Origin of the sequence: Bradyrhizobium algeriense (genome assembly GCF_036924595.1) — a bacterium.
GTDB lineage: Bacteria > Pseudomonadota > Alphaproteobacteria > Rhizobiales > Xanthobacteraceae > Bradyrhizobium > Bradyrhizobium algeriense.
Genome location: NZ_JAZHRV010000001.1, coordinates 4,857,669 through 4,882,783, shown reverse-complemented (window position 1 = coordinate 4,882,783; position 25,115 = coordinate 4,857,669). Strand labels below are relative to the sequence as shown.

20 protein-coding genes are annotated in these 25,115 nt (G+C 53.5%); 9 read left to right on the top strand and 11 right to left on the bottom strand.

Annotated features, from left to right (window positions below; all coding sequences use genetic code 11):
• Positions 1-14: 14 nt before the first annotated feature.
• Complete coding sequence (locus V1286_RS23615) at positions 15-767, bottom strand: class I SAM-dependent methyltransferase (protein ID WP_334483269.1); 753 nt, start codon at positions 765-767, stop codon at positions 15-17.
• 310 nt (positions 768-1,077) lie between these two features.
• Here V1286_RS23615 and V1286_RS23610 point away from each other — a divergent pair, with 310 nt between their 5' ends.
• Positions 1,078-2,481 (top strand): hypothetical protein, encoded by a 1,404-nt coding sequence (locus tag V1286_RS23610; RefSeq protein WP_334483266.1) that lies wholly within the window; start codon positions 1,078-1,080, stop codon positions 2,479-2,481.
• A gap of 571 nt (positions 2,482-3,052) precedes the next feature.
• The gene (locus tag V1286_RS23605; protein ID WP_334483264.1) at positions 3,053-4,759 is read left to right on the top strand and encodes a hypothetical protein; all 1,707 of its coding nucleotides are present in this window, start codon (positions 3,053-3,055) and stop codon (positions 4,757-4,759) included.
• Positions 4,760-4,932: 173 nt separating this feature from the next.
• On the opposite strand, the gene V1286_RS23600 is transcribed toward V1286_RS23605, so the two are convergent.
• Positions 4,933-6,027: an acyltransferase family protein gene (locus V1286_RS23600; protein WP_334483262.1), complete on the bottom strand. Its 1,095-nt coding sequence runs from the start codon at positions 6,025-6,027 to the stop codon at positions 4,933-4,935.
• A 531-nt stretch (positions 6,028-6,558) separates the two neighbouring features.
• On the opposite strand from V1286_RS23600, the gene V1286_RS23595 reads away from it, so the two are divergent.
• Together V1286_RS23595 and V1286_RS23590 are read left to right on the top strand one after the other, a co-directional pair.
• Positions 6,559-7,434, top strand: a complete 876-nt coding sequence (locus V1286_RS23595; RefSeq protein ID WP_334483260.1) for a UbiA family prenyltransferase — start codon at positions 6,559-6,561, stop codon at positions 7,432-7,434.
• Between the two features lie 6 nt (positions 7,435-7,440).
• On the top strand, positions 7,441-8,910 hold the full coding sequence (locus V1286_RS23590) for a hypothetical protein (protein ID WP_334483258.1): 1,470 nt from the start codon (positions 7,441-7,443) through the stop codon (positions 8,908-8,910).
• Between the two features lie 319 nt (positions 8,911-9,229).
• Here the strand turns inward: V1286_RS23590 and V1286_RS23585 are convergent, their stop codons facing one another.
• Complete coding sequence (locus tag V1286_RS23585; RefSeq protein WP_334483256.1) at positions 9,230-9,940, bottom strand: class I SAM-dependent methyltransferase; 711 nt, start codon at positions 9,938-9,940, stop codon at positions 9,230-9,232.
• 327 nt (positions 9,941-10,267) lie between these two features.
• The gene (locus V1286_RS23580; protein WP_334483254.1) at positions 10,268-11,128 is read right to left on the bottom strand and encodes a glycosyltransferase family 61 protein; all 861 of its coding nucleotides are present in this window, start codon (positions 11,126-11,128) and stop codon (positions 10,268-10,270) included.
• A gap of 382 nt (positions 11,129-11,510) precedes the next feature.
• Here V1286_RS23580 and V1286_RS38995 point away from each other — a divergent pair, with 382 nt between their 5' ends.
• Positions 11,511-12,764, top strand: a complete 1,254-nt coding sequence (locus tag V1286_RS38995; RefSeq protein WP_417021176.1) for a glycosyltransferase — start codon at positions 11,511-11,513, stop codon at positions 12,762-12,764.
• A 308-nt stretch (positions 12,765-13,072) separates the two neighbouring features.
• Here the strand turns inward: V1286_RS38995 and V1286_RS23570 are convergent, their stop codons facing one another.
• The 3 genes from V1286_RS23570 to V1286_RS23560 all read right to left on the bottom strand — a co-directional run bounded on the left by V1286_RS23570 (position 13,073) and on the right by V1286_RS23560 (position 15,242).
• Positions 13,073-14,059, bottom strand: coding sequence for a glycosyltransferase family 2 protein (locus tag V1286_RS23570; protein WP_334483250.1), 987 nt, complete (start codon positions 14,057-14,059; stop codon positions 13,073-13,075).
• A complete protein-coding gene (locus V1286_RS23565; RefSeq protein ID WP_334483248.1) occupies positions 14,059-14,586 on the bottom strand; it encodes a serine O-acetyltransferase in 528 nt (175 codons plus the stop codon). The genes V1286_RS23570 and V1286_RS23565 overlap by 1 nt, the downstream gene beginning before the upstream one ends.
• A 158-nt stretch (positions 14,587-14,744) precedes the next feature.
• Positions 14,745-15,242, bottom strand: coding sequence for a serine acetyltransferase (locus tag V1286_RS23560; RefSeq protein ID WP_334483246.1), 498 nt, complete (start codon positions 15,240-15,242; stop codon positions 14,745-14,747).
• A 296-nt stretch (positions 15,243-15,538) separates the two neighbouring features.
• Here V1286_RS23560 and V1286_RS23555 point away from each other — a divergent pair, with 296 nt between their 5' ends.
• Positions 15,539-16,705: a WecB/TagA/CpsF family glycosyltransferase gene (locus V1286_RS23555; RefSeq protein WP_334483243.1), complete on the top strand. Its 1,167-nt coding sequence runs from the start codon at positions 15,539-15,541 to the stop codon at positions 16,703-16,705.
• A gap of 42 nt (positions 16,706-16,747) precedes the next feature.
• Complete coding sequence (locus V1286_RS23550; protein ID WP_334483241.1) at positions 16,748-19,135, top strand: tetratricopeptide repeat protein; 2,388 nt, start codon at positions 16,748-16,750, stop codon at positions 19,133-19,135.
• Between the two features lie 6 nt (positions 19,136-19,141).
• On the opposite strand, the gene V1286_RS23545 is transcribed toward V1286_RS23550, so the two are convergent.
• From V1286_RS23545 to V1286_RS23535, 3 genes are all read right to left on the bottom strand, one after another.
• Positions 19,142-20,326, bottom strand: a complete 1,185-nt coding sequence (locus V1286_RS23545; RefSeq protein WP_334483239.1) for a hypothetical protein — start codon at positions 20,324-20,326, stop codon at positions 19,142-19,144.
• An 88-nt stretch (positions 20,327-20,414) separates the two neighbouring features.
• Complete coding sequence (locus V1286_RS23540; RefSeq protein ID WP_334483236.1) at positions 20,415-20,999, bottom strand: polysaccharide biosynthesis/export family protein; 585 nt, start codon at positions 20,997-20,999, stop codon at positions 20,415-20,417.
• Between the two features lie 111 nt (positions 21,000-21,110).
• Positions 21,111-21,947, bottom strand: coding sequence for an ExeA family protein (locus V1286_RS23535; RefSeq protein WP_108514940.1), 837 nt, complete (start codon positions 21,945-21,947; stop codon positions 21,111-21,113).
• A 247-nt stretch (positions 21,948-22,194) separates the two neighbouring features.
• On the opposite strand from V1286_RS23535, the gene V1286_RS23530 reads away from it, so the two are divergent.
• Complete coding sequence (locus V1286_RS23530) at positions 22,195-23,529, top strand: GumC domain-containing protein (RefSeq protein ID WP_334483233.1); 1,335 nt, start codon at positions 22,195-22,197, stop codon at positions 23,527-23,529.
• A gap of 24 nt (positions 23,530-23,553) precedes the next feature.
• Complete coding sequence (locus V1286_RS23525) at positions 23,554-24,354, top strand: CpsD/CapB family tyrosine-protein kinase (RefSeq protein WP_334483230.1); 801 nt, start codon at positions 23,554-23,556, stop codon at positions 24,352-24,354.
• Here V1286_RS23525 and V1286_RS23520 read toward each other — a convergent pair.
• Positions 24,348-25,049: a S1 family peptidase gene (locus tag V1286_RS23520; protein WP_334483227.1), complete on the bottom strand. Its 702-nt coding sequence runs from the start codon at positions 25,047-25,049 to the stop codon at positions 24,348-24,350. The two genes, V1286_RS23525 and V1286_RS23520, sit on opposite strands and share 7 nt — an antisense overlap.
• Positions 25,050-25,115: the final 66 nt, after the last annotated feature.

Here is a 25,115-nt window from a genome sequence, read left to right as displayed (position 1 = left end):
ACAACACGAATTTCTTAATTGCGTGCCGCCGCCACAAGGCCATCCCGCCAGATCGGACGCAACCTCAACGGTGCTAGCAGCCTTCGGGCAAGTCTCGCTTTCGAAGAGTGGCCTACGCGTCCCAACTCATCGTGCTGGATGAAGATCTTGGACAAACCGGCACGCTCAAGCTGCCAATCTAGATGGTTTGCAGAGTATTCGAGCTGGTGACCGAGCCCCTGCCCGGGCTGCGGAAGCAGAAACCGGTCCAGAAACTCAATTCCAAGAAACATTCGTATTAAATTTCGAAGCCGGAACAGGTTCGGTGTCGTCAGGAAGAGAATTCCTCCCGGTTTCAAAAGACGCTTGATACGCTCGAATAGCACATAAGCCGGGACAGGAACGTGTTCAATTACTTCCAGGAGAACTACGGCATCGAACGCGCCCTTGGCAGAGTGTTCCTCATCGCTCATCAGGTTGTACGGAATAAAAGGTATGTTCTGCCTCTCGATCGGTGCAATGAATTGATCCGAAATATCGCCCACGACACATTCGTCGTTGAATAGCTTGCTGCACATCACCGCCATCTGCCCACCGCCAATTTCTAGAATTCGTGCTGGCCGGGGCAAGTCGAGTTCGCAAAATATTTCAAGGGAGCGCCAGTAGCGTTCCTGATCGTGCCTATAGTAATCGTCCGATTCGAAAAAACCCGCGCCGATGATACAAGATGCGTAAATTCTTTCAAAATCAGGCCTCAGGTTTGTAATTTGCCGTTTTGATTTGATCATCTGCGTCCCCTGTTTGTTCTTTTTAAAATATCACGAAAACGGCGCCCCGCAAATAAGGTCACTCATTGTATTCAGCACGCCCCGCGTCAATCGCTTTTCGCAACAATAGTTCAAGTAGGCTCGATCTTGGATCAAGCGAAGCGTTTCGTCCTGCCTTGCTGTATCTAAAAGTTTGGTGGCTCCTGATCGGTTCGAGCGAGCGACATTATGCATGTCCGCCGATTTCGAAGAACAATCGTACTTGCCGCAAAGCATCGGAATGTATTCGTGATATAGTTTTTAGTCGCAGATCATGATAGCTGGATTTTCGATGGAGAGCGCAGTTGCAACATTGGCGCTATTGCTTTGGCCGCTCGTAGCTGCTGTGCTGTTTTCAGTGAGGCCTGCTGTGCAGGCGACGCTGTGGACCATCGTGGGGGCGCAACTCCTTCTTCCGGTGGGGACGGGAATCAAATTTGAAATGATTCCATCTTTCGACAAGGCGACGCTTCCGAGTTTCTGCATTTTTTTGGGCTATCTGATCGTCGTCGGTCGTCCATGGCATCCAAGATTCGGCATAGCAGAAGTGCTGGTCGCGATATTCTTATTCGGGCCGATTATAACATCCATGTTGAATGGTGATCCGGTCTTCGCAGGCGACCGAGTGATCCCGGGCGTTGGTCTCTATGATGCCGTATCGGCTGTTGAAGCGGCACTAATTGTTCTACTACCTTTTTTTGTTGGGCGCGGATTGTTTCGAACAGAGCAGGCGAATGAGCAAGTCCTCAAAGCCTTGGTGGTTGCCGGACTGTTTTATTCGATCCCAATGCTGTTCGAGATGCGATTTAGCCCGCAGTTTCATTTTTGGATCTATGGTTATTTCCCAACTGATTTCATTCAGCAGGTACGGGACGGGGGGTACCGCCCGATGGTCTTCACGGGGCACGGGCTTATCGCAGCAATCTTCTTGTTTATGAGCGTTACTGCGGCCGCGGCCCTTTGGCGGAGTGGCGGTGGCCTTCGAAGGTCTGGCGGCGTAACAGCTTATCTGGGAGCCGTATTAATCCTTTGCAGGAGCGCGGGCGCGACGCTTTTCGGAGCCATTGTCGTACCATTAGTCTGTTTTGCGAAGCCTAAGCTCCAAGCGCGGGTGGCCGTCGTCTTCGTCCTGCTCGCACTGTTCTATCCGATGCTCAGAGTTGCCGATTTAGTGCCAACACGGCTTATGGTCGAACTTGCACAATCAGTCAGTTTCGACCGTGCGTCATCGCTCCAGGTTCGGTTCGAAAATGAAGCAAGCTTGCTCGAACGAGCTTTACAACGGCCGATATTTGGCTGGGGTAGGTACGGAAGGAGTCGCATTTACGATGAAGGAGGCAAAGACGTAAGCGTTACCGATGGTCATTGGGTAATTGCGATCGGCCAATTTGGCATACTCGGCTTTGTCGCAGAATTTGGACTTCTTGCGCTATGCGTCATAAAGGCTGCTGCAGCCGCACGACATGCACGGTCATTTAAGGAAAACATCTTGCTAACCGCTCTCGCGTTGATTGTGGCAACCAATGTTGTGGATCTCCTGCCCAATGCCAGCTTGTTGCCGATGACCTGGCTGTTCTCGGGAGCGCTGTTGGGACGCGCTGAAGCCTTGCAGCAAGCAGCCATGCGGCTCAGCACGTCTGCCTCTGGCAGGTTTGGGCACCCTGACATTACACCGTCTACCTCGCGATTCGGGTGAACAGGTAGTTTAATTACTCGGTAGAAACTCGCTCGACGGGCGAGATCAACTTTAAGAACTAACTGTTATTTGATTGACAGGAAACTGACGCACCTTGAGGGCATCAACGATGGAAATCTCGCGCCGAAATTTCTTGAGTGCTGTATCTGCGACTGCGGTAATCGTGGGAAGCCCGAGCGTGCTGAGGGCGGCTGCCCCTCCACCACGAAGTGCGAGCACCAAACCGCCATCCACAACAGGCCGATCATTGATTGGCACCTCGATTGAACCGGGGATATTTAAGAATCTGGCTCTTTCTCTTGTGAACTATAGATCGAGTCCGGGATACGCCTACCCTGCGATTCTCGATGAGAACAACTATCCCACCTCGACCCCGGCAGCGACCATAGGGGCCACTATATTTTTCCCGACTAATCTAGCTCCTTCGACGCCGATGGTGCTGAAATGGTCGGGCCTGGCGACCATCCTGATGTTGCGGGGGGCCCCGGGATTCGTTGTCACGTCTGGGGCCGGGTTTGTCTCGGGCGGGACCAATTTTAACCTTACCGCCGTTGGGACCAACGGAAGGATCGTGTTTACCTTCGCTGGAGCAACGCCTAGCCAGGTTGCGTTCGGCTTCCCGGCTGGGGCGAAATATTCTGGCCTCTCGAATTTAGTTCTGTGCAGGCTTTCCGACGAAGCTGCCATAGATCAAGCGACGACTCCTGAGGAAATGTTCGACGATAATTACGTCGCGACCTACCGAACACTCAACCCGCGAATCGTCCGCCCGATGGGATGGACCAATCCAAATTTTGGAAATGTTTCGCAGGCGAGATACATCGCGCCTTGGCGGACGGCCATCAATCTTAGCGCCCAGCGCTGGGCTCCTGGTGCGTGGGCCGGCACTACGTCAGGCACCAACGATTACACATGTGCCTCTCAGAAGGATGCGACGAAATCCTATGTCGATGGGGAAATGATCCAGCTCCAGTTTGGCAACGCAAACACGTCAAGGACAATTACCGTCAATTCGGGAGCGCGGGGGGCGGTGCCGGTGCTCGCTGGGTCCGGCGGCGGAACGTGCCAGCCTCTGAACATCGGTCAAATTGCTGCTAACAGTCTCGCGACGCTCACCTATGACGCGGTTCTTGGGGCCTTCTTGTGGCAAGTTGACGGGCAAACAGGATGCATTCCCTATGAATTGCAGATAGCGTTCGCCAATCGCATAAATGCTGACTACTGGTGTAACTTCAGCGCATCGATGGACGATGCATCGATCGCGTCGATAACGAGGCTGGTCCGAGACAAGCTGAACAGTAATTTGAAAGCCTATTTTGAGCTTGGTAACGAAGTTTGGAATTGGTCATTCCCTGTCACGCCATGGGCCAATGCCAAAGGGGTCGCCCTGGGATTTCCATCTGATAACGGCCGTCAGTTCTTTGGCTGGCACGCGTTGCGATTCCGTCAAGTAATGGGTTTGGTCACCTCAAACTGGGCTCCTCGACAATCTGATCAGCTCAAGCGTGTCATGGCGTTTCAGGCTTTTGGGGGAGTCGGAGCGACGACCAACTACGAGCTGCAGGGGGCCGACTTGAGCGGAGCCGTCTACCCAAAATATGCGGCCAAAGGATTTCCGAACTACAATGCGGCGCCAAACAGGCCCATCGACTATTGTGACGTTCTTTCGTATGCAACCTACTATTCAGGGGCTCAGTGCGTTAATTTCGATGGTAACTATCTCAGGGTCGGCGCTGCCGCGATAGCGGGACTGCTCGCGGCCGCGGATGACTATGCGACGGCGGTGCCAACTAAGATGGCTTCGGCTCTCGCGTTCCTCGACAATGATATTCGGACCGGGACGTTGGCCACCGGGACGGCTGGAAGCGAGACTTTGCTCGCGCTGAATAGTGGAGCAAACCGTGGTGTTGGTATCTATCCGGCCTGGGAAGCGGTTGCCAAAACCTTTGACAAACCCGTCGCCTGCTACGAGGGGGGCCACGAAAGCTGGTACCCCTCCGCCGCGACCTGTACAGCGTTGGGTATCTCGACCACCTACGGCGGTTCCGATGGAAAAATTGCCAAACTGCTTGAGGCTTATAAGCAGTCAGACACTTTTGCTATCCTTGTACGGGACCAAATTTCCCAGTTTATGGCTCAGCCACATTCACAGACGCCGGCATGGCTTTTAGTACCTGGCAAAAATCAGTGGGGCTTGAGTTCGGGGGACTCTTATGCGCCAAAGTACAAGTCTTGGGATGCGCTTGTGAATTTCAACAAGCAATCGACAAACAAATAATTAGACGCAAACGATTATCGCTTGGCCTGGCAGATGAGAAAAATGCTTCCGCGAACTTTTGCGCTTGCCCATAGCGAGCATCGGAGCGCTGCGTTGGTGATGATGCAGAGACGACTCATTGGAAGGATCCACCGGCGAGGATCAAGCCTCTAGGTTTTATTCCCGACTTCTGCTTACGTTCTTTCAGTAATTATGGAGGGGCGACGCCGGCCAGCAAGTATTTCGCCCGATATGCGATGACCCATTCTTATCAGCGGACGCTCGATTGCAATCGCAAACGCCAAGGCGACAGCAGTTGCCAGGACGAACGCAATAACCAGGTTGAGCGGCGCCAATACGAGCACTGAAACTGACCCTGCCAGCTTGCCTAGAACGACCTCGGAGACGTTCAAGCAGAGGACGTGGACAAGATAGATTCCGTAGGACAGCCTGCCAATGAACACCAGCGCTGGATGAGCCAGGATCCTAACGCGCGCCGACTCTAACGTTAGAAGCGCCGCCAGCAACAGGCCGCCAACGAGGCTGTAAAGAACATCGATTGGCTGTTGAAACGGCCAATAGGTGTAGAGCGGTGAAATGAACTGAACCGCTGCGAATATCAATAGGATCGCGCAAAACCATAGCCGGCTCGAGAGAGTCCGAGCAATTGCGAAATATCGGGCTTCATTCAAGACGATTGCAACGGCGCACCCCACCAAGATATGAAAATAGGGGAAAAGCAGCATACCAAATCTTCCGAAGTGCGGAGAGCAAGCGAATATGGCGACCATGGCCATGCAGGCCGGCAGCCGCCACGCGCGAAGTCTCCAGAGACAAACAAAGATGAGAACCGGCCAGACCAGATAGAACTTTTCCTCAATACCCAGCGACCATGAGTGAAACAGGGGAATATTGGAGGTCGCTCCATTAACCCCAAAAAAGAACGGAAACTCCTGAAGATAGGTCAATAGGTAAGGAAGAGCTCCGGAGAAATTCGCGGCCTTGTCGGACCGGATCTGCAGGCCGTAAATCAGGACAGCGTAAATCGCTACCGTGATGTAGTAGAGCGGAAAAATTCTAAAGGTCCGCCTGACGTAAAAAGCCGAGAGGTTAAGGCGACCGTTTTCGCGCTCCTCGCGCAACGCAAGGAAGGTTATCAGGTAGCCACTCAGGATAAAAAACATCGTGACGCCGCGTTCGCCGGCGAGCCACGACCACTGTCCAATATGGGCATGAACCGTGATCGTCAGCAAAATGGAGATGGCGCGGATCCCGTCGAGCAGCGGCATCCTTGTCCGGTCCAGATATTCGGTATGTGTAAAACCTGCGCGCTTGACTGGACCTTGCGCAGTCGACGGGTCAGATTGGTGAACAATGTACGGCGTTGGGCGCATTGGCTATACTTTGAGGTGCTGAAATACTGATTTATCGAATAGTATGGCGAACAGATTGACCAATTTCATCGTCCTGATAGGCGCGTTTAATCACCGGCGAGCTATTTCCGGGTGACGACCCACACGTTATCTAATGGCAGTATTTGGCGCTAGCCTGCCTCCAGAGCCTGGATATTAATACTAACTGCCTATTCGAGCCCTGCGGGCTCGTCCAAGGCAGCGTATTGATTGCATGGGTTAGTCTTTAAAGGTATTTTTCGCGTTCGTTGGATGTCTGTACGAATGGGGAATCGTAGCGCGGACGTTCTATGGTTATTTCAACACAGCTTCGGGTTATTCAGTAACAGCTTAGCCGGCTCATTAAACTAACATCGGCGAGAATGAAAATAACTTTAGCCCCGAAGCGTTCTGCGAAGTTTACATGACATGTCGATTTGGCTCCGGGCTATACGCGTTCATCAGTGGCTAAAAAATCTGCTTCTCTTCTTGCCGGTTTTGGCCGGTCACAAGTTCACAGATTTATACACGATCCGGTGCGCGCTGTTGGGTTTTGCAAGTTTCTGCCTTTGCGCCTCTGCAGTCTATCTGATCAATGACATCGTTGACCTGAAGTCTGACAGCGCGCATCCGCGCAAGCGCCACAGGCCGTTTGCCTCTGGCGCAATACCGGTAAAGCAAGGTGTCATAGTCGCTCCGATTTTTCTGATTATCTCCATTTTGATGGCGGCTTATCTGTCCTGGCTGTTTCTTTGCGTTCTTATGCTGTATTTCCTCCTGACTTGCTCTTACTCGTTTTGGCTGAAGAACCAGGTGATAGTCGACGTAATGCTGCTGGCCGGGCTGTACACCATGCGGGTGCTGGCCGGGAGCGCTGCGACAGAGATCGTTCCGTCGTTTTGGCTCTTGGCCTTTTCTGTATTTGTGTTTTTGAGCCTGGCTCTGGTGAAGCGATATTCTGAATTGATGTTGATGCGCGATCTGCAAAAGGAAGGCGCGGCAGGAAGGGGTTATTTTGTCCAGGACTCTGTGGTTCTGTTGAGTCTCGGCTCTGCGGCGGCCTATAGCGCCGTTCTGGTCCTCGCATTGTATATCAATAGCCCCGATATGGTCGACCTTTATTCAAGTCGATGGCCATTGTGGTTGCTGTTGCCCCCTTTTCTTTACTGGATGACACGCATCTGGCTTAAAGCTCATCGAGGAGAGTTACATGAGGATCCGCTCGTATTTGCGGTGACCGACAAGCAAAGCTGGGGCGTCGCCATGACATCTGGCATTGCGCTCATTGCTGCGACCATGATGTAGCCTGCGATGCTGGCAAAAAGAACGCATCTGATCGCGTCGATTTTCTTTTTGGTCAGCGTGGTGGCACTGACTGCACTCGCCGATCGAAATGGTTACGAAGGAGACGATCTAAACTCTATCCTTCCAATGCTTCATCTCGACCAGGCAAAGCGCGGCGAATTGCTGATCTATCGATATGGTTGGCAGCCACTCGCCTACGAGGTCGGCGCGGCTGTATTTTGGATCACTCGAACGCCATCGGCCATATTTCTACTCGCACCAATCGCGGGCGCCATCTCCCTGACGTTGCTGCTCCTTACTGCTTGGGATGATAAACGCTCATGGTCGCGGCTTGGAATGGCGCTTATTGCGCTTCTTGCCATACCGGAGCTTTGGTTTTCGGGCCTCTACTTCAATTCCACCGTTCTTGGCTTGCCCTTTGCGTGCGCCTCAATGCTGCTCTTGCGAGGGAGCGCGGGGCCCGCGTCATTCTTGTCTGGCTTGCTCTTGGGCATCGCGACATTAATGCGCTTGGACTTTGGGCTAGCTGTCGGCGTCTTTTCCTTGTTGGCCTGGAAGCAGAGCCGCTCTCTACGCGAGGTGCTGCTATTCAACTGCGCGGTCTTCGTAACGATTGGCGCTTCATACTTTGCGGGACTATTTAACCCCTATGAGATTCTGGATATCTATGCGGCCTCCGTCAGGGAAATGGCGGACAAAGCGCAGAGCCTTGGCTGGGATCTCAGAACGAAGCTTGGGGTATTGTCTGTAATGTTCAGCCCTCTGGGATGGGTGATCTTGATTATCGGAGGACCTATCGCCGCGCTGCGATGTTTTCGAGAAAGAAAAATTGCCTCTCTCGTCTGGGTCGTGGCAATTGCACCCGTTTGCTTGCCGTTGCCAAATTTGCTTAGCGTAAAGTATGCCGTGCCATTGCTGATGTTCTTTCCCGTCATCCTGGTGGAATGCTTGTCATCCGCGGAGCACGCTGTGTCTGCTCAGCTCCGGAAATGGCCATTATTTATTTCAGGCGCGGCGACAGCGGGTTTGCTTTTTTTTTCGGCGAGCTTTTACGGACGAGCCCCGTACCTCACGCTGGAGACGCGCGCCTCGCGTCAGGTTGGTACACACGATGGCACTCGTTCTTACGGCGGGTATTTTTGGCAAATGTTCGCTGTGGAGCGGGGAGCTGAACTAACTCCACATCAGGAGTTCGCGCAAAGGGTCCTTAGTGAACTTCGTGAGGTGAACGGTCCTGACATAGTCGTTGCAGGAAACGAGAACTTCTTCAACCCAGGTGGAGCAGGATGGCGCGATCTTCAGCTATCGATGGAGGCTGATGGGATTCATGGATCAGTGGTCGCTCCACATACGATCCAATTTGAGCTGAATGGCCGAAGGCTGACGTTGATCCGCGACGTTCCGGCAAAGATCGACGCGCTGTTGGACCGAGGTCGAGGGCTCAAAGTGTACGATCTTCGCGACAGTTCCGGCTAGTCAATGCGACCGTGACGGTGAAGTGCGAGCAAAATGAAGGCGGCGTCCCCGCATGTGGTTATTCATGGCAATTTCCTCGGCGACGATTTCCGCTGTCTACCCGGCTTCAGGCCCTTGCCAGTGTACATTACGTAAAAAAGCTATCAGCCAAACGGCAATAAATGCTCGTCCAAGCCATTCCATCACTTCACCCCCGTTGTGTCGAGCATCTCCTTTAGGACGCCAAGGGCCCCTAACGATGTCGCATCCAGTGTTCGAGCCGGGATCTATACCGGCCTCTCCCAATGCGCCATCACTCCATTAGAGATCGAGTACGTGACTAGGGTTTGACTGCCTCTGCGATGATACTTGTTGCCCAAACAAAAGGAGGAGGCGGCATCCCGTAGCGGGTTTCCAGGTTCTTTAGTTCCAAAAAGCTTGAACCCGTCACCTGCGGCGGTTTTCGTTCAAGGGCCGAAAAGCCAGCGGACAATGCAATCTCACGCAGCGACTCAAAGTCCCAAACGTATTGATGCCCCCAGCTTCGAAACATTGCATTTGCCCAGATATCCCTGGTCAGGCGTTTATCCTCGAGCCAAATCGTCGAAATCTGTTCAATGGTGCATTCATTGCTGATGCCGAGTATGATTCGACAAATTTCCTCCAGATCCGGCGTGGTGAGGCGAAAGACGCCCCTTGGCCTCAAGACACGGAAAGCCTCTTTGAAGAATGGCAGAACCGCGTGTTTTGGAATGTGCTCGATAACTTCACAGCCATAAATTGAGTGTAAACTGCTATCCTGGAACGGCAGCCGTTCAGTGATGTCAATGCCGATTTCTGCACCGGAACCCGGCAGATCGGAATTGAGCCAGCCGTCGCGCTTATGAGACCCGCTACCAATCTGCAATCCTGTGAAACCTTCGCGCTTTAGATAGCGTTCGATAATTGCTTTGCGGGCGGTCCACGCGTTGAAATTTACCGCCAGACTCTTGGCTTGTTTGACTGGCTGATAGGCCCAGCGGGCAGCGCGGTAGAAAGCGGATTTTTCCATACACCATTTCCAAGTTGCCGCCGCGCAAAACTATCTGACGCAGCTTTTCCCGCCTAGTCCCAGAGGAGCGCGTTCCTGGCTCTGCCCCAGTCTGGGTTCTGGATGGTTGTCGCGTTGCCCGATTTGCAGAGAGCGGAGTACCTGCTAAAACCGCACAGTCGGCAGATCCCATTTACTGCAATAGAGAACAATTTTGCATGCTGGCTATCTACTATTCAGTATACGTGCAGACTTGAGGGCAGCCAACAAAATACTCCCAGGCTTGGACCTGCAAATGCAATTGATCTCTTAGGCTTGCATTTAACGCAATATAAATGAGCAGACGCTTCATGCTGGCTCGAAACTGTCGCTCCCCAGACCGAGCAGACGTTCTGACAGCTGGAGAATTTCCTTGCTTGAGAACCTGTAACCCTTGCTTTCCGGTTCGCCCACCACAAACCCGAAATGGATTCCCGTGCATGTGGCCCAATGACGATGTGTAGCAGTAAACCGGTCTGGTGGCTCCAGAACCAACAAGGCGCAACCGCTTGCAAGAGCATATGTACAATGAGATATATGGCTACCCTCTATGGACATGACTAGCTTTGCGTTCTTCAACTGGCTAAGTATAGTTGGAAGATCGTCCTCTACATCTACTATCTCTACGCCTTCGCGAGCCAAACACTCTAGTAGCTCACCTTCATTTGCTATGAATCGGGGCGAGCCGGCCCGGCCGCGTCTCAGAAATACAACCTTGTCTCTATCGCGGTCAGGAAAAAGGCGGCTGAGCCTGTCTTGCAGCTCTAGGTAGCGCTTCTTCTTCAAGCTGTTCTGCGCGTGGTCTTGGAAGATCACAAGATCATCGATGAAGGCGCTTTCGGTTGGAGTCCAATCTTGCCCAAAGTAACTCGCATACATCTTTTGATGGCTGGAAAACTTTTGGCCTATGCAGATTGGTGCGCCTGCTTGTTCCGCCAGAAGATACTTTAAACAGTCATCTCTCAACCAATGGCCGAAGTATGTATGGCCCGCTGCGCTCGACGTCAGGCTCGCCGAACCGAAGTGCTGAACTGTATGAAACTGGTGCTCCAGCGCACGGTCCGATACGATGTATCGCATGTTGCTTGCATACACCGATCCATTATGGATAATTGCATCTTTGATGTGGTAAGCTACGGTGGCCTCGTGTGTGTAGGTGTCTGCAAGCATGCTTGCAACCTCATTTCCGACTGGCTGATGGCCAGTGCCTTCCGTAATACGGCTCAGGTGGTGCTCAAAAAAAAGAGGTTGCGGGACCTTCGTCCGTTCCTCTCGGCAAAGTATTTCCTGCCGAAAAGAGACCGAGTCAGGTGTTCCAGGTCCACGGATGACACGCCTGAGGAGGCGTCTAAGAGGGGCGGTACGAAAGGCCGCGTATCTCATTCGTGTTCTATTTCTATACTATTAATGTTCCAAAATCGATTAGAGGGCGCACCGCATCCAACAGTGCGGGTAAACGGCTCATCCCTCTCTCTTTAGTAACTTACGTTGTCGCAGAGGCAAGGCCTATTGCAAGCGCTGCACAAAAGATGAGGCGGGATAAGGCAGATATATGGTAACTTACGCAAGCGACCGACTGTTGTTGGTGTTGCCGGTTCAAGCGTTCCATTTCAACGGGCGGATATTTCTAGACCAGCAAGCGTGCCATGGGCTGGGGTTGTGGTTGGAAAATTTTGAGCAGATCATATTAGCCTGCCCAACGCATGATTGTAAACCGCCGCCCGATCGATCACCGATTGACGGCGTAAAAGGCGCGGACAGATTGTCTTTCGTGCGCTTGCCCGTCGCTTACGAGGCATTCCACTTTTTCGCTCGTCTTCCGGGTGTCTTCATGACCCTGAGGAAGCAAATCTCATTATCGAGCCATTTGCACTTTGCGATTGGGGGGCTTTGGGGCGATTGGGGGGCAGTCGCTGCCTTGATTGCCGCTCGCAACGAGCGCGGTTTCGTGGTTTGGACTGACCGCGTTGAGTCTGCCGTTATTTCTTGGCGTGCAGACACCAAGAGTGGAGTTAGGCGTATTTATTCAAAGTTGCTTGCGATAGCAACGAGCTATTACGAGAGGTATGTAATCAGCCGTTGTGCCGTGGGTTTATTCCACGGAATGGATTGCTTTAGCGCTTATGCCAAATTTTGTAAAAGGCCATTCCTGGTCCACGACATTCATCTCGATAAATCGGACCAGATCAGTGAAGAAGAAGTTAGAGAACGACTCAGCCATCGGCGTACGCTTCAAATCGTATATGCCGGTAGAGTTCACGGCGAGAAAGGTATTCTTGATTGGATCCAGGTCCTGCATGCAGCCAGAACCAACGGCCTGGATTATCGTGCAGTTTGGTATGGTGACGGACCCCAGCTCGCTGCCGCCCGCGAGCGAGTGCTTGAGCTCCAATTGGACAGTCATATCCAGTTCCCAGGTGCAATCAACGATCATCAAGCTTTGATGTCCAAGCTCAAGCTTTGTGATGTTTTTCTCTTCTGTCATCTAACCCCGGAGTCGCCGAGATGTCTTATAGAAGCTCTCGTGTGCGGACTACCGTTGATCGGTTACGACTCTCCCTATCAACGCGATCTAATCCAGAGGCACGGGGGAGGAATTCTAACACCAATTGGCAGTCCAACCCTAGTTGCGAGGTCGCTATCCGAATTCTTGGAGAAGAGGGAGGAAATTACTCTTGCAGCACGAAAAGATGGGATGGGATTTACCGCTCAAGAGGTGTTCAAGCATCGTTCTGAGTTAACGCGCCTAGCTAGCAAACGTAACATACCTGCGTTCATTGATCCGGCCGAAAGCGAGTCCTCTTAACTGTACGACACGGTGAGTTCGACGAGGCGTAGCCTCATCTGTGTTCTACCGACCGTCGATCGATTGAAAGCGGCGCTGGTCATGGATTACTCGCGAAGTAAGGCAGGTAAATGTCATTGAACTATGGACAACCCAGTGTATGCCGATGAACCGGCTATCGAGGAGCATGAATCTGTTGTGGGCCGTGAGTCATCTGAGGTCAGCGCTATCGCGGTGACAATGCGGATGGCTATTTGTCGTACGTGAGGAGAACGCGCAGCCGAGTACAACGAACTAATTGGAAGAGCCGCCAAACGAGCATACGACCATCACTTGTATTCCAATATCTTGCTGTGTTGACCGGTGAGGCGATCGCGCAGGAATCTCATCTGTCCGATGCTTTCTGCCAGTCGCGCAAGCTGCTCAAGGATAGCAAACTGAAATCGGCTCTTCAAAGCTCCCGAAAGTCGGAGGACCCGGCGCAAGAGTTGCAGCGGATAGATGAGGAGAAGCGCAAGACCTTGCAATCCGAACAGAGCCACCGCCAACGCACAGACAGCGGGAATCCCTATTCCCCATATCCAAGCGCGCCGGCTTTCCCACACCCAAAGCTGTTCCGGTGGTGATCCGTGCACCTGACGTCCAAGGGCGAACGCATAGCCGCTGCGAACCATACGAAGCCACCACTGCCCAAACCTGGTGATGGCGGCGTCATGCAATGTCATTTCGTGGTCGATGCGCCAGATCTTCCATCCGACCGAGCGCAGCCGAACACAGAGCTCAGGCTCTTCGCCCGCAATAAAATCTTCGCGATATCCGCCCACCTTTTCAAGCGCGTCCCTGCGCATCATCACATCACCGCCGCAGGCGCGGGCAATGCCGATCGGAACGTTCCATTCATCATCACAGATACGGTTGTATATGGATCGATCCGGATAGCGTTCGCGTCGGCGTCCGAATACCGCGCAGACCTCGTCGTGCGCTTGCAGGAATTCGACCGCCTGATGCGGCCATTCCTTCACTAGCTCGCAATCCCCGTCCACAAACTGCACGTAGTTCAGATGGGGCGCTAATTGCTTCAAGCGCGCAAAGCCGGCGTTGCGTGCCCTGGCGGCGGTAAATGCTCTGCTCATATCCAGCGCAACCACCGTCACCCCCCGACCACGCGCCCACTGAACGGATCCATCGGTCGAGCCAGAATCGACATAGACGATCACCTCGGCCTCCGAAGCCGAAGCGAGGCACCGCTTAAGGCGTTCGCCTTCGTTGCGCCCAATCGCGACTACACCAAAACGGGATGAGGCGGACGTCCGCATCAGTGATCGTGTAGGTCCAAAGACGATGACCGGCGCGGTTTGATGATCGCCGGAACTCCAATCGCGATGGAATTTTCGGGGACATCCACGAGCACGACAGCATTCGCTCCGATGACCGAATTATCTCCAATCCTGATTGGACCAAGCAGCTTTGCTCCCGCGCCGATATCGACATTGTTGCCGATGACCGGCGCGCTGGGCTCTTCGATCCGGCGGAGGCCTACCACGACGCCGTTGCGGATTCTGCAGTTATCCCCAAAGCGCGCATAGCCGCTGACGATGATGCCCCCAAAATGGTCGATGACGAAGTTGCGTCCCACGATCGCTTCGCACGGTAGCTCGATTCCCGTTATGATCTGCACCAACTTGAAGAGGATTTTGTATGTCAGCGAGCACAGTCTTCGGAGTAATTGCGGCCGCACTTTATAACGCCATTGGCCAAACCGATATACGATCATTACCCAAAATCCTTGGGCACCCCAATCTCGACCGTGAGCACGAAAATCACTGCGGATGTTGTCGAACATTAACGTCACCGATCCGGACGATGCACAAGCTCTGCAAATGGCGTGCTCCGTCAAATTACAAATTCAGCCTATAGTGTCGCGAGTATTAGTGCGCTCAAAGAATCCATGTATCTGGTGATCCAAGCTTCGTGACCTGATCGCACCAATCCGGAAATATGTTATCCGGGGTGGTAAATCTTACCGAATCCCACTGCTACGGCGTGGCTGTCGATATCGGTAATGACTACCGCATTTGCGCCAATTCGAGCATGAGCACCTATCCTGACAGGACCCAGAATCTTCGCGCCCGCTCCGATGTCGACGTGGCCTCCGATCTCGGGAACCCCGCCCTGCTCGCGGTGGCCCAAAGTCACCTGATGGAAGATCAGGCAGTTGACGCCAATTTTCGCGTCGGGATGAATAACAATGCCGTTAGGATGTGGGATGAGGAGGCCACCCCCGATCTGACAGGTTAGCGGGATATCTGCGCCGGTGACGACGCTCCAAAAGCGGTGGCGCAGGACAAGAATTTTGCAGAAAAAATGACCGAGGAGGCCACCGCGAGCGCGCCAAAATTGATAGCGTCGGACAGAAAGAAGGAGCTTCCGCCCAGGATCCCAGAATTGCCTTGGAACCTCGCGCGTCCAATCTGGAACATCGGCGCTGATCTGGTTCATCGGCTCGTTTAATCTCTGAGGTAGCCGTGCTGGGAGTTTAGCCGACTCGTTGGGTGACAATCCTGATTTATATGGAGATTCCCTGCTCCCTGCGATACAGAATTGGGGCGGGGGTAAGGTTTTCATAATATTAGTTAAATTCTCGACGCCGACTTAATAGGCGCCACAGGAATTAATCACGTAAACTAAAACGATTTTACCGGTTAAGGATTTGGTAGTAAATCGTTGCCGCGGCTCGTGCATTGCATTCGGATTTCACCGTCCGTTGATGGGTATTTCGTAAGAAAGTGTTTGTGATGTTAAAGGTTTTGCGGGTTTCCGACGGCGGTTCAGCGCCCGGAGAGAACGTCGAGGAGAGCCTCAGGGAGCGAGGGAGTTCCGACGATCTGGACCGGGATGTCTATGGCCTGCTGGGTCTGCCGATTGATGCGATCAATTTCGCAAATTTGCTCCGATCAATGGATGCCGCAAAAGACGCGTCTGCACCTTTTCTTGTTTCTACGCCAAACGTCAATTTCCTTGTCAAAAGCCAAACTAACGTCGACTTCCGAGAATCCATATTGGCAAGCGACTTATGTTTGGCTGATGGCATGCCGCTCATCTGGATAGCGAAGCTGCTTCGCGTTCCGGTACATGAGCGCGTAGCAGGGGCTGACCTTTTTGTGAAACTGAAATCGACGGTTCGGGCAGGGCGCCCGCTTAAGATTTTTCTGCTTGGGGGGGCAGAAGGTGCGGCCGAAAGGGTACGTACCAAACTCAATTCGGAAAAATGCGGCTTGGAGTGTGTTGGAGCGCTCAATCCAGGGTTTGGAACGGTCGAACAAACGAGTTCCCAGGGCATCATCGACGCAATTAACGCGAGCGGTGCCGACCTGCTGGCCTTGTTCTTTGGTGCCGAGAAAGCCCAGCAATGGTTGATCTACAATCATCACCGACTGCTACCGCCGATCCGTGCTCAGTTTGGCGCCACCATTAACTTCGAGGCTGGAACCGTAAAACGAGCGCCACAGCTTCTCAGGAGTACCGGATTCGAATGGCTTTGGCGTATCAAGGAAGAACCTTATCTTTGGCGTCGTTACTGGAACGACGGGAAAGCTCTTTTAAGGCTGCTTGTCACCTGCGTGCTGCCCCTCGCGATTACTGCCCGCCGAGCCAACGCCAATTTCCTCACCATTGAGGCCGCCGCCGATCCGTCCTCCGTCACACTGCGATTGTCGGGATCTGCTACGGTCGACCACATTGATCAGGCAATTGACCAGTTTCGGGCTGCTCTTGCGACCAGCAAGCAAATAATCGTTGATCTGGCTCATACGGATGGCATCGATCCGCGGTTCTTTGGATTGCTTCTGATGGTTCGTAAATGTCTTGCGAGCCGGGGCAAGAAACTGGTCTTCGCGGGTATGTCCCCTGAAGTAAGGCGGATGTTCAGTTTGAACAGGTTTGACTACCTGCTCTCACCCTGACCGTTGCGCAAGATGCTCTGTGTCCTAAATGAAAGATACGAAATGAAGCTACCGCGGGTTCGAAATATTCGCAGCTACCGGTTATCAGCAGCGCTGGCTCTCTTGCTACTTGCCGGCTGCGGATCTCCGGAGCAGAACGCGCAGCGCTATTATGAAAGCGGAATGGCCCTGATTGAGAGGGGCGATGATCTCGGCGCGCGTATCGAACTTCTCAAGGCTGTCAAATACAAGAGCGATAAGGTTGAAGTTTGGAAGGCGCTGGCCGGCATTGATGAGCGCACCAAGGCGACATCCCTCCTTCTTGACTTGCGCCGGATAGTCGAACTTGACCCGAACGACCTCGACGCAAGACTGCGCCTTGCCAGAATAATGTTGGCGGGCGGCGCTGCCGATGCGGCAGCTCGTGTCCTCGATGGAGCAAAAGAGGATGGTCCGAGCGCGCAACTCCATGCATTGAGGGCAATGGTATTGTCGCGAGCGAACGATAGCTCGGGCGCGACCCGCGAGGCGCAGCGCGCGCTCGAAATTGACCCGAAAAACGTAGACGCTGTCACTCTGCTTGCTGCCAAGAAACTCTCGGAGGGTGATGCTGATGCCGCGCTGAAGATGCTCGATCCGCTCAATCTGGAGCAAAAGGACGCAACGGGCACTTCGCTGCTGAAAATACAGGCCTATGCCCGAAAGGGTGATATGGTCCAAGCGGAACGCCTTTTGCGCAAAGTAATCTCACTCAATCCCAAAGAGCAGAGCTATCAGGCCCAGCTCATTCAATTGCTGGTCTCGCAACGACGGTTCGATGAAGCCGAGGTGGAGTTTCGTGCCAGAGCAGACGCTAATTCGAACGATGCTAAAGCCGGTCTCGAATTGGTTCGCTTCCTCAGCCTCACGAAGGGCCCTGATGCAGTACGCAAAGAACTTGATAGCCGGATAAAGGCTGGGGGAGACACCTTCGACTATCAGCTCGCGCTCGTCGCACTGGGCATCGCCCAAGGCAAAATCAAGGAAGCGACTGAAGCGCTGCGGTCCCTTACCCAGTCAGCGCCTTCACCGGAAAAGAAGACGATAGCACAGGTCAAGCTCGCGGAAATCCACGTCAGCAGGGGAGAAGTTGCGGCGGCTCAGCCGATCATTTCGGAAGTCCTCGGTAAAGATCGTCGCAATGCGGGTGCCTTGCGACTTCGCGCCGCCATCAATATTGATCGTGGCCAATTTGACAACGCGATATCGGATCTCCGCGAAGCGCTAAACGATCAACCGAAGTCACCGGACTTGTTGATCCTGCTGGCTTCGGCATATGAACGCGCCGGAAAGAACGAATTAGCGGATCGCCAGTACGCCGATGCACTGAAGGCTGCTAACCAAGATCCCCAGATCGTGCTTCGGTATATAGGATTTCTGCAGCGCCGAGGAGACCCCGCCCGGGCGGAAGATATGCTGGCTGAAGCCGTAAATCGGTACCCCAGCAATCTGCAGCTTTTCTCGTCGTTGGCTCAGGTCAGATTAAGTCGACAGAACTGGTCCGGTGCACTGAATGTTGCCGATAGGATCGAGAAGATCAAGGACGGTCCCGCGCTGGCGGATCAGATTCGCGCCTCAGTCTTCGCTGGACAGAACAAGATCGACGATAGCATTGCTGCGTTGGAGAGCGCTCGTCGCACCGCGCCGGATGCTGTTCAGCCCGTGGTATCGCTGGTCTCGGCTTATGTCAGGCAGGGTAAGGCGGATAAGGCCGTCGCCCTCTTGCAGGAAATGAATAAAAGACTTCCTGCAAACGCGGAGATCCTTGTGTTGCTTGGTCGGGTGTGGACGTCACAGAAGAACGATGATGAAGCAATCAAGGCTTATAGGGAGGCGATCGCCCAGCAGCCGAGAGAATCCGTCAGTTACGGTGCATTGAGCGAGATTTACGTCCGCCAAAAGAACTTCGATGCCGCCGGAGATATCCTTCAGGCGGGCTTGAAGGAGTTACCAAACGATCTGAACCTTCGTCTGGCTTCTGCGTCACTGCAGATTAGCAGGGGCACTAACGATGCTGCCATCGCGCAATATGAGTCTATTCTAAAGGATCAGCCGAACTCTTTGCTGGCGATTAACAATCTGGTCAGTCTACTTCTCGACTATCGGTCGGACACCGCCAGCCTTGACCGGGCCTTTTCCTTGGCCGAGATGCTGAAGAATTCGAGTGTGCCACAATTCATGGATACGGTCGGCTGGGCCCAATATAGACGCGGCGACTTCAAGGGCGCCGTCTCAACTTTGGAAGCTGCTGCCGAGAAGTTACCAGACCTGTCCGCTGCTCACTATCACCTTGGCATGAGCTATGCTGCAGCTGGAATGCCGGAGAAATCCGCCGAGCAGCTCAAGATGGCGCTTTCCCTTGAGCCGGATGGCACAGCTCTGAAGGAGAGTATTCGTGCAGCTCTGAAATGAGCGGCGCTAGTTTCCTGCAGGCAGCAGCGTATAGCTATGTGTGAGGACTACCATCAAGCTATGGGAGTCGGCAGGCCCGGTACCTGAAACAGTTGGCGTTCCAGTTAGTGGGTCGATATTTGTGCTGGCGCCGCTACTGGCAAATCGATGAAGGTATCTGTAGCTCAGTTGCGCCAGCCATTCTCGCGTCAGACTGTAATTATAGCTCGCTGACGCCGAAGCGAAATCCGTGCTTGTAGTCGATATTTGGCGATTTATGCCCGCCGACAAAGTCAGGCTTGATCTTGAATTGAGAACCTGTGTGATATTAGCTGAAATCGAGTCCCGCTTGAACAATGAGCCAACGACGCTTGGCCCGACCGACTGGACTGCATTGATCGCCAGGGTCGTATTCTTAAGCATACGGTAGGTCAGGACGGCATCGCCAATCCAATCGGCGATCGAGCCCGAGACGGGCGTTGTGGATGGAACGCCAGCGATTACAGAAGTTGATGCGCCTCGTTCGGTCGCAATATAGGCAGCACCGACATTTGCTCTAAATGAGAGTACGGCCGATAACGTTGCATCTATTCCTATCTGGTTACGGTAGATCTGGATGCTCGTATTGAACGTGTTGCCATAGTCAAGGAGCTCAAGCTCCGACGAAAGGTTGATGGAGGTTATCGGGTTTAGAGAGTGCCTCCAGACTCCTCGCGCCAAGGTGTCGGTGAATGGCGTTCCAGCCGTGGAGGGTTCATAGCTGGTTCGTGTGGACGTGGCTAACAGGGATAAGCTGTCCCTGGGGGTAATTGAGCGATCGATACCGCCCGTGCCCGTCAATCGGTCAATAAATCCGCCAACGTTGCTTACGACGCCGAGTTCGTTCAAAAGAGCAAAGGCTGCACTCGACTGTCGCCACTCAGCCTCTACGAACTCGCGATCGGACCGCGTTTTCTCTCTTTGCTCGTAACGCGCGCGAAACCCGTAGGTGAGGGACTCCGAAGGCACACCTTCGACACCTGGCCCCCAGTACTTTCTAAACGATCCATCACCGTCAATGTTGAAGCGCGAAGTAGGTGTTCGAGCTTCAGCGTTTGCGGTGAGCGTCGAGTAAGAGCCGAGAGAAGCGGCCGGTGACGTGCGCAAGAATTGATTGCTGTTTAATTCGACCGTTTCACTCTGAGTCGTTTTAATTGACCAATCGAAAGCCAATGCCCTCGATGCCGCCGTGACGCAGCATACGGATACGAGTATGGCTGTTCGCTTCACGGCGGGGCGCCTTTTGGAAGGGGATGAATCGTTAGTCGAAGAATCCCCGCTCTGGAACCATTATTACATCGCCCGCGCGCAACTTGATATTGCCCTCGAGGTCGTTGCCGGCTTCGTAGGCTTTATAATTGAACATGAAGATCGTTTCGTCGCCTCCCGACCCACGCCGGCGCACCTGGATGCGGCTTTTTGCTGCAAACGGGCCAACGCCGCCGGCCAGGGCGATCACCTGCATCAGCGTGGTCGGCTGCCGAACCACATAGGATCCCGGTCGGACGACCTCGCCAGTGATGAAAACCTTGGGCTTAAGATCTTCCTCAGGAATTTCCTTAGGCGCAGCCGCGACTGCGACTGTGATATCGAGATTTTCTTCTTTGTAGTTGTTCTTCAGCTTGGCCTTCAGGATATTTTCGACGGCTTGCGCCGTCAGGCCTCGCGCGCGGACATGGCCGGCAAGCGGGAAGGCGATTTCGCCTGCCGGATCGACTACCACGGTGCGGTCGAGTTTCGGATCCTGCAAGACCGTAATCGTTAGTGTGTCACCGGACTTTAGGGTCTGAGCGCCAGCTGCAGAGACACAGAAAAACAGGCAAAATATGACAAAAAAAACCCGCATTGCTCATCCCCTCATCAGCATCGGCTAGGTAGGCTTGCGGGAGCAGCGTTAACTTTTCCGACGTAGCCGACTTAGAAAATAATGGATTAGAAAATAATGGATTTCAAATACTTAAGGAACCCTGGAGACCTTCTTCACTGGAAAAATGCTGTACTGTTGCTTGTCTGCAATGACGTCTCTAACCAGTTGATCTGAAATGATTTTTCGATCGTTGGCGAAGCCGTACACCAAGGCGGTATCGCAAAGAACATTGATCATGCGCGGGATTCCGCCAGAAGCGCCGGCAATGAGTGCGCAAGCCTCCTGGGTGAAAAGTGGTCGGGGTGATCCTGCCGCTTGCACGCGAAAAGCGATGTAGTTTGTGGCGTCTCGCTCATCCAACGGCCTAAGGTGGAAGTCGGAGGAGATCCGTTGCGCGAACTGGTGCAGCGATGGGGCTAGCAGGAGGTCCCTGAGTTGGGGTTGTCCCACCAAGATCAATTGCAGGATCTGGAATTTGTCGGCGTTGATATTTGACAGCATCCGAAGGTGTTCGAGCGCTTCCGGTTCAAGATTTTGCGCCTCATCAATGATGAGAATGGTCCTTCGTCCATTCGCGTATTGGCCGTACAGAAAATCTTGCAAGTGTTTGAAAAGATTTGGATAGTTTCCATCGAAGGGCTGCCCGAGCGACATCAGGATCCATTGTAATAGTTCCTCGCGCCCCTGCGGCGAATTCGAAATTAAGCCAACCGTAATAGCGGGGCTAATTTTCTTGAGAAGATGCCTTACAAGTGTCGTCTTGCCGGAACCTATTTCACCTGTGATCACCGTGAAGCCAGCGTTGTTCATGACGCCAAACTCGAGCATCGTGAAAGCCATCGAGTGCATCTTGCCCCAGTAGATCATGTCTGGGTCGGGAAGGATCGAAAATGGCTTCTCCCGTAGCTGATAGAATGCCTCGTACATTGATGTTCCTTAGACGGCACTGCGGTTGGCTTATAGCTCAATTTAACGAATACTTCGCGCCGCAGCCGCGGTTTCTTCAAACTGCGTGAATCGTGCCAGTGGAACCGGTTGGGATCTGCACATTAACGATGAGCTGGCAAATCGGTTTGATTCGTAACTATTAACTAAAATTAATGTCGATTGATGATATGCTGAACCACGAGCATTCAGATGCGAACCTTGCCGTCTCTTGATAGACTGATGTTGGATGACCATGCTTCAGAAAGTTGATTTCGAGGACGACTATCAGGAATTGCAGGAGGACCGCAGTTACCTTCTGCGGCCGGCATTTTACTGGGAGCTTTTCAAGCGCCGGTGGCCCTACTTCGTTTTGCCATTTGTCGTCATTGCTTCCACGGGTATCGCGGGGGCGTATTTGTGGCCTCCGACTTACATGTCCGAAGGCAAGATCCTGGTTCAGTCGCAGCAGATTCCCTCGGAGCTGGTCCGACCAACGGTGACGAGCGCAGCGCAGGAGCGCATTCAGGTCATTCAGCAGCGTACCATGACGCGCGACAATCTGATTGCCATCGTCGACAAATTCCAGTTGTTCCCGGAAAAGCGGTCGCTGATGTCAGTAACCGAACTCGTAGAGCTGATGAAGAAGAATACAAAGTTTGCGCCGGTCGATCTTCAGCTGGATTTCAAGCAGCGCTCGCGCGCGGATAACCCGACGATCGTTTTCTCGGTGGGCTTTGAGTACCCGGAACCAGATACTGCGTCGCGTGTGGCCAACGAACTGATGACGCGCATTCTGAATGAAGATTTGCGCGACAGGACAAGCCGGGCGACAGATACAACAAAATTTTTGGCGCGCGAGGTTCAGAGGCTACAGGCTGAAGGTGTTGCGCTTGATAACAAGATTGCTCAATTGAGAGTCTCGCAAGGTAAGCCGTTAAAGAGCGATCAACCCTCGACGCTTGACCAACTAAGAGCCGAGTTGACGCAGAAGAGCGCGCTATACTCGGATCGACACCCCTCTATTCAATCGTTGAAGCGCCAAATTGAAGCGCTAGAGAAGACAGCGCCTGCCGTCGTTGGCAATGATCCAAATGCCGCAGCGAGCCTCGATGCGCTTACCGCACAGCAGGAAGGGCTTCAGAAAAATCTTGACGCCGCCTCGGCGAAGCTTGCGGCAGCACGACTTGGCGAAAACCTGGAAAAGGATCAACAGTCCGAAAAGCTGGAGGTCATCGAGCAGCCGACAGTTCCGCAACAGCCAATTAAGCCGAATCGAACCAAGATAGCGGCCCTGGCGATCGTTGCAGCCTTGATCGCAGGCGCCGGCCTGGCCTTGCTGGTAGAAATTTCAGACAAGGCCATTCGCAGGGCTGGCGATCTTTATAGTATCGTAGACAGCAAGCTGGTTATCTCGATTCCATACATTGTTACCGGGGCCGAAACTCGGCTTCGACGGCGACGCCTGATCACGTTGGTAAGTTGCTCTCTCGTACTCCTGGCGGCCGCGCTCGTTGGCGTCTACTTCTTTCTACCTCCGCTTGATTTGGTCATGGCGAAGGCGAGAGTCGGTTTGTTCCGTTGAGCTGAAGGGGCGGGAGTTCGAACAATGGATTCGATCAAACAAGCTGTTGAGCTTGCGAGGGCTGCGGATGCTCCGGGTCAAAGCGCAATTGCACCGGAAGTGGTTCGTCCCGGATCAGTCGATCCCGCGATCAGAAAAGCGCAATTGAGTCCTGCGCATCTCGAACGATCCCGGATCGTGGCGCAGGGCTCTGCGACGCCGCAGGGGCGTTACTATGACATGCTGCGGACGCAGATCTTGCAGGAAATGGACAAGAAGAGCTGGCAGTTCCTGGCGATCACCTCGCCCACGGCAGGCTGTGGCAAGACAGTGACAGCTTGTAATCTGGCGATAAGCATAGCCCGCTTGGCGGAGCGATCGGTCCTGCTTGTGGATCTGGATCTTCGCAGGCCAACGGTCGCAAATTATTTGGGCGTTCAGGGCACTGGGGGGGTGATGAGTGTATTGGAAGGGCGTGCATCGCTCTCCTCTGCAGTCATGCAGGTGAACGTCGGCCCCACGAACTTTTTGGTTCTTCCCGGAACGGTATCATCATCGAGCTCTTCCGAATGGATGGCTTCGCAAACAATGGGTACCTTGTTGCAGACCATCAAACGGGAGTTTCGTTCACGTATCGTAATCTTTGATCTGCCGCCTATGCTGCTTGGCGATGATGTGATTTCGATTCTGCCGCGAATGGATGCCACCTTGCTCGTTGCCGGCGTTGGCGCCACGACAGTTGCTGATGTCAAGGAGTGTCAGAAACATCTGCAAAGAAGCCCTGTCATTCGCGTTGTAGTGAACAAGGCGCAGGAAACCCCCGATTCCTACTACGGATATTATTGACCTTCATTGAGAATGCCCGCCGGCAGGAAAGTGGCGATCTCGGCGGCTGGCACAAAGTACTTGGCAATATCTTGCGTCTTCGTGCGTCCCGAGTATGGACCGCTTTGCGATTTCGAGATTTTGCGGCTGATGATGCCGAGCAGGCATCGACGGTCAGCGTCGAAAACCCCTGATCCTGAATTTCCCGTTCGAGCCACGTCAGCTATCACAGTACTGAAACGTCGGGTCTCAATCGGGAGTCGTTCGGGTGATAAGATTTGAGAATGCGCCACCTGTCCTGGTACGATGGTCACGACGCGTTGACCCGGGACGGGAGCCTGTTTGCACAACGTCATCCGACGCAGGCTCAATCGGGAGGGAAGCAAATCCTCGTTGACTGCCAGGAGCGTCAGATCGGTGCCTTCAAGACTGCCTTCCTTGATGACGCGCGTTGGATATCCCTGACCGGCAACCACGACCTTGGGCCTCGTCATCCACGCACGGCCAACCACGTGTGCGGCCGTAAGGAACAAGCCGCGGCCAAGATATATTCCATTGCCTGGCCACGGTTGGACTGGCGTTCTGTGAATGTTGACCGCGTATGCAAGCAACGAGTCGCTGAAATCTTCCGCCCAGCAGGGCGTCATGTAAATGGTCGAAGTGAACAGAATGACGAAAAGCCTGGGCCAAACAGATTGGGCGAACAGTTTGTTCACTGCACTCTCACATCCGAACTCCGCGGATCCTGGCGATGTACGGAGCGACCATTAGCCGATTCGGAC

Coding starts and splice junctions, on each gene's coding strand:
- V1286_RS23615 (WP_334483269.1), bottom strand. CDS start 767: ATGATCAAATCAAAACGGCAAATTACAAACCTGAGGCCTGATTTTGAA.
- V1286_RS23610 (WP_334483266.1), top strand. CDS start 1,078: ATGGAGAGCGCAGTTGCAACATTGGCGCTATTGCTTTGGCCGCTCGTA.
- V1286_RS23600 (WP_334483262.1), bottom strand. CDS start 6,027: ATGCCGCTGCTCGACGGGATCCGCGCCATCTCCATTTTGCTGACGATC.
- V1286_RS23595 (WP_334483260.1), top strand. CDS start 6,559: ATGTCGATTTGGCTCCGGGCTATACGCGTTCATCAGTGGCTAAAAAAT.
- V1286_RS23590 (WP_334483258.1), top strand. CDS start 7,441: ATGCTGGCAAAAAGAACGCATCTGATCGCGTCGATTTTCTTTTTGGTC.
- V1286_RS23585 (WP_334483256.1), bottom strand. CDS start 9,940: ATGGAAAAATCCGCTTTCTACCGCGCTGCCCGCTGGGCCTATCAGCCA.
- V1286_RS23580 (WP_334483254.1), bottom strand. CDS start 11,128: ATGCTTGCAGACACCTACACACACGAGGCCACCGTAGCTTACCACATC.
- V1286_RS38995 (WP_417021176.1), top strand. CDS start 11,511: ATGGTAACTTACGCAAGCGACCGACTGTTGTTGGTGTTGCCGGTTCAA.
- V1286_RS23570 (WP_334483250.1), bottom strand. CDS start 14,059: ATGCGGACGTCCGCCTCATCCCGTTTTGGTGTAGTCGCGATTGGGCGC.
- V1286_RS23565 (WP_334483248.1), bottom strand. CDS start 14,586: ATGTTCGACAACATCCGCAGTGATTTTCGTGCTCACGGTCGAGATTGG.
- V1286_RS23560 (WP_334483246.1), bottom strand. CDS start 15,242: ATGAACCAGATCAGCGCCGATGTTCCAGATTGGACGCGCGAGGTTCCA.
- V1286_RS23555 (WP_334483243.1), top strand. CDS start 15,539: ATGTTAAAGGTTTTGCGGGTTTCCGACGGCGGTTCAGCGCCCGGAGAG.
- V1286_RS23550 (WP_334483241.1), top strand. CDS start 16,748: ATGAAGCTACCGCGGGTTCGAAATATTCGCAGCTACCGGTTATCAGCA.
- V1286_RS23540 (WP_334483236.1), bottom strand. CDS start 20,999: ATGCGGGTTTTTTTTGTCATATTTTGCCTGTTTTTCTGTGTCTCTGCA.
- V1286_RS23535 (WP_108514940.1), bottom strand. CDS start 21,947: ATGTACGAGGCATTCTATCAGCTACGGGAGAAGCCATTTTCGATCCTT.
- V1286_RS23530 (WP_334483233.1), top strand. CDS start 22,195: ATGACCATGCTTCAGAAAGTTGATTTCGAGGACGACTATCAGGAATTG.
- V1286_RS23525 (WP_334483230.1), top strand. CDS start 23,554: ATGGATTCGATCAAACAAGCTGTTGAGCTTGCGAGGGCTGCGGATGCT.